The organism is Lentzea sp. NBC_00516 (assembly GCF_036346835.1).
Taxonomy (GTDB): domain Bacteria; phylum Actinomycetota; class Actinomycetes; order Mycobacteriales; family Pseudonocardiaceae; genus Lentzea; species Lentzea sokolovensis.
This window is the reverse complement of record NZ_CP107840.1, coordinates 7,980,623-7,993,254: the sequence shown is the minus strand read 5'-3', so window position 1 is coordinate 7,993,254 and position 12,632 is coordinate 7,980,623. Positions and strand designations below refer to the sequence as shown.

General features: G+C 66.6%; 9 protein-coding genes. 3 read left to right on the top strand and 6 right to left on the bottom strand.

Annotated elements, in window-relative coordinates:
• The first annotated feature begins 52 nt into the window (after positions 1–52).
• Complete coding sequence (locus OG205_RS36925; protein ID WP_330272471.1) at positions 53–3,295, top strand: NACHT domain-containing protein; 3,243 nt, start codon at positions 53–55, stop codon at positions 3,293–3,295.
• Positions 3,296–3,416: 121 nt separating this feature from the next.
• Complete coding sequence (locus OG205_RS36920; protein WP_330272470.1) at positions 3,417–4,880, top strand: serine/threonine-protein kinase; 1,464 nt, start codon at positions 3,417–3,419, stop codon at positions 4,878–4,880.
• A 5-nt stretch (positions 4,881–4,885) separates the two neighbouring features.
• On the opposite strand, the gene OG205_RS36915 is transcribed toward OG205_RS36920, so the two are convergent.
• From OG205_RS36915 to OG205_RS36890, 6 genes are all read right to left on the bottom strand, one after another.
• On the bottom strand, positions 4,886–6,160 hold the full coding sequence (locus OG205_RS36915; RefSeq protein ID WP_330272469.1) for a thymidine phosphorylase: 1,275 nt from the start codon (positions 6,158–6,160) through the stop codon (positions 4,886–4,888).
• The gene (locus OG205_RS36910) at positions 6,157–6,546 is read right to left on the bottom strand and encodes a cytidine deaminase (protein ID WP_330272468.1); all 390 of its coding nucleotides are present in this window, start codon (positions 6,544–6,546) and stop codon (positions 6,157–6,159) included. The genes OG205_RS36915 and OG205_RS36910 overlap by 4 nt, the downstream gene beginning before the upstream one ends.
• The gene (locus OG205_RS36905; protein ID WP_330272467.1) at positions 6,539–7,792 is read right to left on the bottom strand and encodes an ABC transporter permease; all 1,254 of its coding nucleotides are present in this window, start codon (positions 7,790–7,792) and stop codon (positions 6,539–6,541) included. The genes OG205_RS36910 and OG205_RS36905 overlap by 8 nt, the downstream gene beginning before the upstream one ends.
• The gene (locus OG205_RS36900) at positions 7,789–8,862 is read right to left on the bottom strand and encodes an ABC transporter permease (protein WP_330272466.1); all 1,074 of its coding nucleotides are present in this window, start codon (positions 8,860–8,862) and stop codon (positions 7,789–7,791) included. Before OG205_RS36900 ends, OG205_RS36905 begins: the two co-directional genes overlap by 4 nt.
• A complete protein-coding gene (locus OG205_RS36895) occupies positions 8,862–10,442 on the bottom strand; it encodes an ABC transporter ATP-binding protein (protein ID WP_330272465.1) in 1,581 nt (526 codons plus the stop codon). The genes OG205_RS36900 and OG205_RS36895 overlap by 1 nt, the downstream gene beginning before the upstream one ends.
• 92 nt (positions 10,443–10,534) lie before the next feature.
• Positions 10,535–11,668, bottom strand: coding sequence for a BMP family lipoprotein (locus tag OG205_RS36890; protein ID WP_330278308.1), 1,134 nt, complete (start codon positions 11,666–11,668; stop codon positions 10,535–10,537).
• A 540-nt stretch (positions 11,669–12,208) separates the two neighbouring features.
• On the opposite strand from OG205_RS36890, the gene sdhC reads away from it, so the two are divergent.
• Entirely contained in the window at positions 12,209–12,631 is a 423-nt protein-coding gene (sdhC, locus tag OG205_RS36885) for a succinate dehydrogenase, cytochrome b556 subunit (protein WP_093591546.1), read from the top strand.
• Position 12,632: the final 1 nt, after the last annotated feature.

The window sequence follows — 12,632 nt, the reverse complement described above, 5'->3', positions numbered from 1 at the left end:
TCTTCCGCGAGCATGGTCCGTTTTGGACGTCACAAAGCTAAGATCCACGGCCATGAAACACCCGCCGATCACCTTTCGCGGCGCACTGCAGATCCTCGGCCACTACGACCGACCGTGGCTCGACAAGGTGAACGGCCTGGTCGGTGGAATCGTTCTCGCGACCGGACTCGCCCCTGACGCCTCCCCGATCTCGCCGATGTGGGGATGGATCGACCAGAAGAACGAGGGCACCGGCCTTCTCCGCACCGCTCTCGACGGTGCTGCCGCGCGGCTCACCGACACCGCGGGCCTGGAACGCCGGCAACTGGTGATCGCCGCCCACACCGCGTTGGTGATGAGCGCCTTCTTCGACGCGGTCGCGGCTTCTCCGCTGGGCGCCCTCTACGCGGAGGCCGCAGTGGCCGACCGCTACAAGCTCCAACTCGCCGGCGCCTCTGCGGAAGAATCAGAGTCAACCGTCCGCGCCCTGTACAAGATCGCTGTTCCTATACCCACCGCCGCGATCGGATTCTACGAGAATGTGCCACTTGTGCAGTTCTGGGCCGCCGGACTATACCGCAGGACGTTCAATTACATCAGACATGTCTTGGACGAGCTGATCGAACCCAAGAGGCAGGACGAACTCAGAGAATCTCTGTTCGAAATCAGACAAACGGCCGGAGAAAAGTACCAAAGCTACTATCTGGAATTCTCCGGGCGAGTTCCCGAGTTCGCCATCTGGTCGAACAGCATGGAGCACGCCGCTACTCGCTCCGCGATGGGCAGCCTCGAACAGCTGCTCTCCCAGGTAGCGGGATCAGCACCCCAGGCGCGGGACACACGCTCGGCGATGCGCCGTGTGAACGCCGGCGTCCTGCGCGCCCCCGTGCTGGACCTGCACACGGACGGCTACGGCTTCGACACCCCTTTCCCGTCCGTAGAGGCTCTTTTCGTCAAACCGGACTGCCGCGTCGCGACCGCGCTTTCGACCGCCAGGATCAGCAGCGAGGACTGGTGGCAGGACACGCCTGTGTCAGAGGACCTGTGCGTCGTACTGGCCAGGCACTTCACCTCGGCCGACGCGACGTCGTCGCCACTGCTGCTGCTCGGGCATCCTGGGGCGGGAAAGTCCCTGGTGACGAAGATGATCGCCGCTCGGCTGCCTGCCTCGCAGTACACGGTCGTGTGCGTGCCCCTTCGCCACGTTGACGCCAACGCTCTCCTGTCCGACCAGGTGCAGGAGGCGCTGAACCAGTCGACACACGGGCGCGTGCAGTGGGCGGACCTGGTTGAACAGAGCACCGGCGTCACACGCGTGTTGCTGCTCGACGGCCTCGACGAGCTGCTGCAGGCCAGCACCAGCGACCGCACCGACTACCTCGTCAGAATCGCGGAGTTCCAGCGCCGCGAGGCGGACATGGGGTTCCCGGTGGCAGTGGTCGTCACCTCTCGGACACTGGTCGCCGACAGGGTCAAGGTCCCCCAGACCACCTCGGTCATCAAGCTGGAGGAGTTCAGCGACGACCAGATCAGCGAGTGGGTGCGGAACTGGAACGACGCCAACACCAGCGCCCTGCTGCCGGAGATGTCCGCCCAGTGGGCGTTGACCCACCGGCACCTGGCCTCACAACCGTTGCTGCTGCTGATGCTGACGCTCTACCGAGCCAACCGCGGCACTGACGCGGAGGACGAACTCTCGTCGGCTGATCTCTACGGACGACTGTTCGACGACTTCGCGCGGCGCGAGATCGTCAAGCGCGAAGGCAGCAAGCTTCAGGGCCAAGCGTTCGAAGACGCGGTCGACCAGCAACTCCGAACGCTCGCCATCGTCGCACTCGGCATGTTCAACCGAGGCCGTCAGGACATCACCGAACCCGAGCTGAGCGACGACCTGAAGACGCTGGAAGCGAACACGTCAGGAAAGCGGCTGCTCGCGGAGTTCTTCTTCATCCACAGCCCGGAAGCACAAGCCACCGAGACCATTCGCAGCTACGAGTTCCTGCACGCCACGTTCGCGGAGTACCTCGTGGCGGACCGCGTCGTCGATGCCCTTCGTGACGTGGCAGAAGGTGCTTTCGGCCGCCGGGTTCGGCACGCGCCGGAGGACGACCTCCTGTTCGCACTTTTGTCGCATCAGCCTCTCGCCATCCAGCAGCCGGTGCTGAAGTTCGTCCAGGACAAGCTCGCGGAGCTCGATCCCGTGGAACTCGATCGCATCCGGCAGACGCTGGACGTCCTGCTGACCGGGTACCGCGGCAGGCTGCCGTCGCGGCGCTTCGGGGACTACCGGCCGACGCCGTTCGACGGGCTGCGCTCGATGGGCACCTACTCCGCCAACCTGGTGTTGCTGCGAATCCAGCAGCCACTCTCCGGCGTTGGCGCCCCGCTGACGGAAATGTTCGCCACCGACAAACCCTTGCCGCAGTGGCGCGCGACCGTCGACCTGTGGAAGTCGTCCCTGGACGAGGCCGCTTATCACGCAATACTCGGCGCGGTCGATCTCGTCGATGGCGGCATCGTTGCCCGAATCGGGTTGACCGGGTTTGTGCCCCAGCTTCAAGCACTGCATCACGCACGCTTACTGCACGACAGGGAAACACTTTCGCAGTTGAGGCACGGCGCGGCGCTGATGCAGTCGACCTCGTACATGACCATGCGAGGATCAGGAGAATCACGCGCCTGGGAATGGCAGGACCATATCTCGGCCTGGCTGAAGGTAATCTCCGCAGGAGAGCTTCGCACACCCTCACTCGCGAGATCAGAAATGCCCAGCGAGGTTCCTACAAACACACAAGAGGAAATCGCAAGAAGAGCCGCCAATCTGATTCAACTCGGCCGAACAAGTCAGTCATCCAGCGGCACGTCTGCAATGAAATGGCTCGCAGATCAACTCGGCGAAATTGGTGAAACAATAAGCGAAGAAATACGCCAACAGGAAGTCCGGGACGTCGACGAGCCGATAATACACTTGTCGCACCCCCCCAAGCCGAAGCCACAACGACAGCTTGCCCGAGAGGCAGCGCCGGTCGAACTGAACCACACCGAGAACACAGCCCACCACGACCTCGAAAACATACATAAACTCATCGAGTTCAAGGAGGTCGAAATCGGGACCTTCTTCTTTCCCGATTTCACCTACTACTGCGTCTCATTCATTGAATCAGACGACGGCATCACCGTGAATCCGATCGTTGGCAGCAGATCAGGCCTCCGCAAGCGCTCCTGGACGACCTCACAAAACCGAACGAAGCAGTCAGTCGATGAAGCAACGGATGAGGCGCAAGCGTCTGACGAGCTCCCCGACGACCTCGTCTGACCGCCCCGCCGACGCCATCACAGTGAACCAACGCGGCGTGACACACGTGACCATGACGAGAGCGCTCACACGGCCGTCGTTATGCTCGCCGGAATCTGGGGGCGTCCAGAAGGGATAGTCCGTGCAGCAACAGCGACTTGTCGCCAACCGCTACGCACTGCTCGCGGAGCTCGGCCGCGGTGCGATGGGCATCGTGTGGCGCGCCCAAGACCAGGTACTCGGCCGCGCGGTAGCCCTGAAGGAGCTGCACCCGCCGCAGGGCATGGCAGCCGCGGAGCGCACCGTGCTGGAGGAGCGCATGCTCCGCGAGGCACGCACCGCAGGCAGGCTGAACCACCCCGCCGTGGTGACGGTCTACGACATCGTCCGCGAGAACGACCGCACCTACCTCGCGATGGAACTGGTCGACGCGCTCGACCTCTCCACCATCGTGCAACGGCACGGGCCTCGCGACTCGACCTGGATGGCGAACGTGGCACTGCAGGTGCTGGGCGCGCTGGAGACCGCGCACCAGGCCGGCATCGTGCATCGGGACGTCAAGCCCAGCAACATCATGGTGCGGCCGGACGGTGCCGTGAAGCTGACCGACTTCGGCATCGCGCAAGCCGTGGACGACCCCCGGCTCACGCACAACGGGGGCATCGTCGGCTCGCCCGCGTACATGTCGCCGGACCGGCTCAGCGGCTGGGAGGCCTCGCCCGCGTCGGACCTGTGGGCGCTCGGCGTCACGATGGCGCACGCGGTCGAGGGCATCAGCCCGTTCGAACGCACCTCCACGGCGTCGACGCTGCACGCGGTCATGAACGAGCCGCCCGTGCTGCATCGCGCGTCGCCCGCACTGGCACAGGTGATCCGCGGGTTCCTGACCGTCGACGTGGCGCGTCGGCTGACCGCGCCCCAGGCGCGGCAGATGCTGGCCGCGATCAGCCAGGGCGCCACGCAGGTCTCGTTGCCGCACCACAACGACGGCAAGAAGAAGGGCGCAGCGGTCAAGATCGCCGCCGTGGTCGTGGGGATCGCCGTGCTCGCCGGTGTGGCATTCGCCGGGTACCAGGTCTTCAAGCCGAAGAACTCGACGACGAACAACGCGAGCCCGAGCACCAGCCAGACCAGCGAGAACTCCACCGAGTGGACCGACGCCGCGTCGCTGCCGGTGGGTGCTCCGCTGCCGTCGCGGCGCATCGCCACGTTCGGGCGCGGGGGTGACGTGCCCGAGTGGAACCTCTCCGGCACGCAGTGCGCCAAGGACTTCCTCACGCAGGGGTCGCCGGTGCGGACCGAGGTGCCGTGCAGCGGGCCGCACGGGATTCAGCTCTTCTCCGCCGCGACCCCGTTGTGGGACAAGCCGAAGGACATCGCCTACCCCGGCACGCAGTGGCTCGCCGACTTCACCAAGAACTACTGCACCGAGCAGTTCAAGGTCGTCGAGCCGAACTCCAAGGAGGTCCTCGGCTTCACCGGCCTCGTGCCCACGCAGAAGGAGTGGGAGGCCTACAACGACGCCGCGTCGCCAGGCCGCCAGGAGGTCCTGTGCGTGCTGTGGAAGCAGGACAGGTCGCCCCTGGCGGGCTCGCTCGTCAACTAGAGGCCTCAGCCTCGGATGGTGTCGATCACCAGCGGTGAACGCTCCGGCGCGGAGTCGGTGACCGAGTAGGCGCCTTCCAGCGCCTGCAAAGCACCGTCGACCGCGTCCGGGGTGTCGGTGAACAGCTCCAGCAACGGCTGGCCCGCCTCGACGGAATCCCCCGGCTTGGCAAGGCAGAGCACGCCGGCACCGAACTGCACCGGGTCCTCCTTGCGCGCGCGGCCGGCACCGAGCCGCCACGCCGCCACACCGACGCCGTAAGCGTCCAAAGTGGACAGCACGCCGGAGGCAGGCGCCACGACCACGTGCTTGTGCGAGGCAACGGGCAGTGCGGCATCGGGATCGCCGCCCTGGGCACGGATCATCCGCGCCCACACCTCGTACGCCTCACCGGAGGCGAGCACCTTGGCCGGGTCAACGGAAATCCCGGCCAGCGACAGCATTTCGGAAGCCAGCGCGACGGTCAGTTCCACGACGTCGGCAGGTCCACCGCCGCGCAGCACGTCGACGGACTCGGCCACCTCGACCGCGTTGCCGACAGCCCGTCCGAGAGGCACGGACATGTCGGTCAGCAGAGCCGAGATCCGCACTCCGTGCTGAACACCGATGGCCACCAACGCCTCGGCCAACGCACGTGCGGAGGTCAGGTCCTTCATGAACGCGCCGGAGCCGACCTTCACGTCCAGCACCAAGGACTCGGCGCCTTCGGCGATCTTCTTCGACATGATCGAGGACGCGATCAGCGGAATCGCCTCGACGGTTCCGGTGACGTCCCGCAACGCGTAGAGCTTGCGGTCGGCCGGAGCAAGTCCTTCAGTGGCAGCACAAACCACGGCGCCGACCGAGGACAACTGCGAAAGAATCTCCGAAGTGGACAGTGCGGCCCGCCAGCCGGGGATCGACTCCAGCTTGTCCAGGGTTCCGCCGGTGTGGCCGAGACCGCGGCCCGAAAGCTGCGGCACGGCAGCGCCACACGCGGCGACGAGAGGCGCCAGCGGCAGCGTGATCTTGTCGCCGACACCGCCCGTCGAGTGCTTGTCCACGGTCGGGCGGTCGACGTGCAGCGAGAGCCGTTCGCCGGACGAGATCATCGCCTGCGTCCAGCGCGCGGTCTCGGACGACGTCATGCCGTTGAGGAAGATCGCCATGGCCAGCGCGGACATCTGCTCGTCCGCGACGGCGCCGCGCGTGTAGGCGTCGATGACCCAGTCGATCTGCTCGTCCGACAGAGCAGCGCCGTCGCGCTTGGCGCGAATGACGTCCACGGCAGAGAAGCTCATGGCAGATCCTCCGGTCCGAACGCGTCCGGCAGCACCGACGACATCGGCAGGATGCCGGACGGCGTGTCCACCAGGCAGTCACGACCGCCCAGTTCGTAGAGAACCTGACGGCAACGGCCGCACGGCATCAGCAGATCACCGGCACCGGACCGACAGGCCACCGCGACGAACCGGCCGCCGCCCGTGAGCTGCAACTGACCGGCCATCGCGCACTCGGCGCACAAACCCACGCCGTACGAGGCGTTCTCCACGTTGCAGCCCACGACGATGCGGCCGTCGTCGCACAGCGCCGCGGATCCGACCTGCAGCCCCGAGTACGGGCAGTGGGCGAACGACGCCGCTTCCACCGCCCGTGCCCTGAGCAGGTCCCAGTCGACCTCAGCCACGGCGGTACACCAGACCGTCGGCCGCCGGCATTCGCAAGCGCTGCGATGCCACGGCCAGCACGGCCAGCGTCACCATGTGCGGGGCGTAGGAGACGAACTCGCTGGGGATCTCGTCGAGGCTGATGTACAGCAGGTACATCAGCACGGCCACGACGATCGCCGCCGCCGCCGAGAACCACTTCCGGCGGATGAGCTGCCAGACCACGATCACGCCGAGCAGCAGCACCACGCCGTAGACCAGCGCCAGCACCGTCTCGCCGCCCGAACGCAGCTGCAGGCCGTCGGCGTAACCGAACAGCGCCGCACCACCCAGCAGACCACCGGGCCGCCAGTTGCCGAAGATCATCGCGGCGAGGCCGATGTAACCGCGGCCGCCGGTCTGACCCTCCAGATAGGACAGCTGACCGGGGTTGAGCACCAGCGCGGCGCCACCCAGGCCGGCGAGACCACCGGAGACGATCACGGCGACGTACTTGTGGAAGTACACCTTGACGCCCAGCGAGTCCGCGGCGTGCGGGTTCTCGCCGACCGAGCGCAGGCGCAGGCCGAAGCGGGTGCGCCAGAGCAGCCAGTACGACAGCGGCAGCAGCAGGATCGCGAGCATCGTCAGCGGCGAGACGCCGGTGACGAGGCCGCGCAGGATTCCCGCGACGTCCGAGATGAACAGGCGCTGGTCCGCCTCGAGCCCGCCGAGCCAGTCACCGAGGCCCGCCGCCGAGAACGTGTCGAACGGCGCGACCGGCGGAGACTGGCGCGGGTTGTGCGACACCGGCAGGAAGATCAGCGTCGACAGGTACTTCGTCAGACCGGCGCCGAGCAGGTTGATCGCCACACCGGAGACGATGTGGTTGACGCCGAACGTGACCGTGGCGATCGCGTGCAGCAGGCCACCCAGCGAACCGAACACGATCGCCGCGATGACACCGGCCCACGGACCCCACTGGTAGCCGGCCCACGCCGCGCCCCAGGTGCCCATGATCATCATGCCCTCGAGGCCGATGTTGACCACGCCGGCGCGTTCCGCCCACAGGCCGCCGAGACCGGCGAGCAGGATCGGCAGCGCGAGCCGGACCGCCGTCTGGGTCGTGCCCGACGACGTCAGCTGCGGAAAACCGGTCTGGTACGAGGTGATCGACAGCAACGCGATCGCGCCCGCGACACCGAGCATGGCGACGGCCCAGCCGGGAACCTTGCGCTTGCGGGGCGCCGCCGGGATGTGCGGCTTCTCTTCCAACGTCGAGATCACGCGGCACCTCCGACAGTTCCGAGCTCACGGCCGACGCGACGCTGCTCCGAGGCGAGCTCGAAGCGACGCACCACCTCGTAGGCGACGACGACCGACAGGACGATCGAGCCCTGCATGATGGTGACGATCTCCCTGGGCACACCGACGTTGTCGAGCGCGAGGCCCGACTTGTCGAGGAACGCCCAGAGCAGCGCGCCGAACGCGATGCCACCGGGGTGGTTGCGGCCGAGCAGCGCGATCGCGATGCCGGAGAAGCCGATGCCCGCGGAGAAGTTCAGGCTGAAGGTGTGGTCGCGGCCGAGCAGTTCCGGCAGCGAGATCAGGCCCGCGATGGCGCCCGAGAGCAACATCGAGACCAGCACCATCTTCTTGGCGTTGACGCCACCGGCCGACGCGGCGGTCGAGGACTCGCCGGACGCGCGCAGCTCGAAGCCGAACCGGGTCTTGTTCATCATGACCCAGTAGCCGATGCCGAGGGCGATGGCCACGAAGATGAAGCCGAACATCGTGCCGCCGCCACCGAACGAGATGCCGGGCATCCAGCCGCTCTCCGGGATCTCGGCGGTGCGGATGTTGTTGCCCCGCAGCTCACCGAAGACGTCCCGGCGGATCAGGTATGCGGACAGGCCGATCGCCAGGCCGTTCATCATGATCGTCGAGATGACCTCGTTGACGCCACGCGTCACCTTGAGGATCGCGGGGATCGCGGCCCAGGCGGCACCGGCGATCGCGGCCACGATGATGATCACCATCGTGTGGATGCCCGTGGGCAGCGCGATCGAGCCGCCGACGACCGCGGCGACCACGGCCGCGACGCGGTACTGGCCCTCGACACCGATGTTGAACAGGTTCATCTGGAACCCGATCGCCACCGCGAGCGCCGCGATGTAGTAGATGCCCGTCGAGTTGAGGATGTCGACGAACGTCGTGCCCTTGCCGACCTGCGTCACCATCGCACCGAACGCGCTGAGCGGGTTCGCGCCGGAGATGATGAGCGCCACGCCGCACAACAGCAGTGAGAAGACGATCGCCAACGCGGGCGGCAGGAGTTTGCCGCGCAGGTGTCCCATCAGTTCTCGCCTTCCTCGACGACAGCGGTCTCCTGGACCGCTGCGCTCGTGCTGCCCGCACCGGTCATAGCGCTACCGAGGTCTTCGGGCGTGACGGTGTTCGGGTCGGCGTCGGCCACCAGGCGTCCGCGCAGCATGACCTTGATCGTGTCCGACAGGCCGATCAGCTCGTCCAGGTCGGCGGAGATCAGCAGCACGGCGAGACCGGCGGCACGAGCGCGCTTGATCTCGTCCCAGATCAACGCCTGCGCGCCGACGTCCACACCGCGGGTCGGGTGCGAGGCGATCAGCAGCACGGGGTTGCCGGACAGTTCGCGGCCGACGACGAGCTTCTGCTGGTTACCGCCGGACAGCGCGGCGGCGGGCACGTCGATGCCGGGCGTGCGGACGTCGAAGTCCGCGACGATCCGCTCGGTGTCCTTCTTCGCGCCGTCGGTGTCGAGCCAGATGCCCTTGGCCGTGGGCTGACGGGTCTGGTAGCCGAGGATCCGGTTGTACCAAAGGGGTTGCGTGAGCAGCAGGCCGTGGCGGTGGCGGTCCTCCGGCACGTAGCCGATTCCCGCCTCGCGCCGGGCCAGCGTCCCGAGCTTGGTGAGGTCCTTGTCCTGCAACGTGATCGTGCCGCTGCCGGCCTTGCGCATGCCCATGATCGTCTCGACGAGCTCGGTCTGGCCGTTGCCCTCGACGCCGGCGATGCCGACGACCTCACCGGCGCGGACCACCATGTCGACGTCGTCCAGGATCGGCCGCGAGCCGTCCGGCGTCATCAGCTTGAGGCCCTTGACGTCCAGCACGACCGTGTCGGTGACGGTGGACTCGCGGGTCTCCGGGCTGGGGAGTTCGCTGCCGACCATCATCTCGGCGAGCTGCCGGGAGCTGACGGTCTTCGGGTCCGCGCTGCCCACGGTCGTGCCGCGGCGGATCACCGTGACGGAGTCCGCGATCGCGCGGACCTCGTCGAGCTTGTGCGAGATGAACAGGAACGTGTAGCCCTGCTCCTGCATGCCGCGGACGGTGTCGAAGAGCTCGTTGACCTCCTGCGGCACGAGCACGGCGGTGGGCTCGTCCAGGATGATCACCTTGGCGCCGCGGTAGAGCACCTTGAGGATCTCGACGCGCTGCCGGTCCGCGACGCCGAGCTGCTCGACCAGGACGCCGGGGTCGACGTTGAGCCCGGTTTTGCCGGAAAGCTCGATGATGCGCGCGCGGGCCTTCTTACCGATGCCGTGCAGAGCCTCGGCACCCAGGACCACGTTCTCCTGGACGGTGAGGTTGTCGGCCAGCATGAAGTGCTGGTGCACCATGCCGATGCCGGCCTTGATGGCGTCGGACGGGGTGCGGAACCGCACCTGCTCGCCGTTCACCTCGATGGTGCCCTCGTCCGGCGGCTGCATGCCGTAGAGGATCTTCATCAGGGTGGACTTGCCCGCGCCGTTCTCACCGCACAGGGCATGTACCTCGCCACGGCGGACGGTCAGGTGCACGTCGCTGTTGGCGACCACACCGGGGAATCGCTTCGTGATGCCGGTGAGCACCACCGCGGGGGGATCGTCCGTCCGTGCGGACGTGGAACTGCTCATCGTCGAGTGCTCCTCCTACCACGCACCAGGCCCTGTGAGGGCAGATCCTCACAGGGCCCGGCAACGTGCAAACGACTTGAACGGCAGACGGACTACGGCTTGTCCGCGACCTTGATCTTGCCCTCGATGATCTGGGCCTTGTAGCCCTCGAGGATGCCCTGCAGCTTCGCGTCGATCTTGCCACCCGACGTGGCGTAGCCGACACCGTCCACCTTCAGGTCGAAGACCTTCGGCAGCGAGGTGAGGTCGTTCTTCGCGACGGCCTTGATGAAGTCGTAGACCGCGACGTCGACGCGCTTGAGCATCGAGGAGACGATGACGTCCTTCGTGTCGGCGACGGTCGCCTGGTTGTACTGGTCGGAGTCGACGCCGATGGCCAGCACGCCACCCTGCTTGGCGGCCGAGAAGATGCCCTTACCGGACGCGCCCGCGGCCTGGTAGATGACGTCGGCGCCCTTGTCGATCTGACCCTTCGCGGCTTCCTGACCCTTGGGGGCGTCCTGGAAACCGGTGAAGTCACCGGCCGGGGTGATGTACTTCTTCTCGACCTGGATCTTCGGCGCGGCGGCCTTGGCACCCTGGATGTAGCCGGCCTCGAACTTCTGGATCAGCGGGATCTCGACGCCGCCGACGAAGCCCACGTGGCACTTCTTGCTCTGGTACGCGGCGATGACGCCCGCCAGGAAGGAGCCCTCCTGCTCGGCGAACACCAGCGGCGTGACGTTCGCGGCGCCGTCGACGGCCGAGTCGACCAGGCCGAACTTGACGTTCGGGAACTCCGCGGCGACGAGCTTCATCGACTCGGCGTAGGCGAAGCCGACACCGATGATCGGGCTGAAGCCCTCGGAGGCCAGCTGACGCAGACGGGTCTGCTTGGCCGACTCGTCCTCGCTCGGGGCGGCGGACAGCTCGCGCGTGTTCTCCTTCTTCACACCGAAGTCGGTGAGCGCCTTGTCGAGACCGGCGGCGGCGGAGTCGTTGAACGACGCATCGCCACGGCCACCGATGTCGTAGGCCAGACCGACCTTCAGCGTGCTCGCGTCCACCTTGTCACCGTTGGCGGCGCTGGTGTTCGAAGTGGCAGGCGCGGTCGGGGCCTCGGCGAACTCGCAAGCGGCACCAGTACCCGTGCCCGAGCTGGTGTTGCCGCCACCCGAGTCCTTCGCGCAGGCGGCCATAGTCATCACGCTGGTCAACGCGATCGCGGCGACCGCGACACCCCGCATACGACGACGCACGGCTCGTCTCCTCCCTGAGGTTCCTCCCCAACGACGTTGTTGGGTCCTAGACGCGGCACCGTACCTCTTAGTAACCAACCTCGTTGCCGTCAGCACCTACAAAGACCCCTATCGGTTACGCATTCGACGCTTTGGCCGTACCAGTGGTGATCACTCGTGTTCGGCGCGTGGCGAAAACTCCTCTTCGACCGCTTCCTCGTCCCGATCTTCGTCCGAACGGCCCAGTTCCGCCCGGCGTTGAACCGGCCGCGGGCCTCCCGACGTGTACGGGATGGCAAGTGCCCTTGCCGACGACGGCGGCCCGGACCAAGGCGGAGGTCCTGGCCGCCGTCCTCTTGTGCCGTTTTGTGGCGTGGACCGCATTTCGGAATCGATCAAGACCGCTTGGTGGATCGACAGCGTGTCTCATCGATCACAGAGCGGGTGCGCCTGCTGGGTCGGTTCCGACGTGCGGGACTAGGATTTTCCGGTCATGGTCGGGAAGAACTGTTGCCGACCCACCACCACTGACGTTGGAGGTCGCGGCGCATGACCAGCGCAGGCGCACCCGAGCGGTCGGGCACCACCCGAGGGGGTGGGACGCTCTACCGCGGTGATCTGGGCATGTGGTCCTGGGTCGCCCACCGGATCACCGGTGTCCTCACGTTCTTCTTCCTCTTCACCCACGTGCTCGACACCGCACTCGTGCGGGTGTCACCGAACGCGTACGACGCGGTGATCGAGACCTACAAGAACCCGATCGTCAACCTCTTCGAGGTCGGCCTCGTCGGCGCGGTGCTCTACCACGCGTTGAACGGCATCCGGGTCATGCTGGTCGACTTCTGGGAGAAGGGCGCCAAGTACCAGCGGGTCATGCTCTGGACCGTGCTGGCCGTCTGGGTCGTCGTGATGATCCCCGGCTTCTACTTCATGATGGAGCGCACGATCTCCGACCTGGTTGGGGGTCACTGAC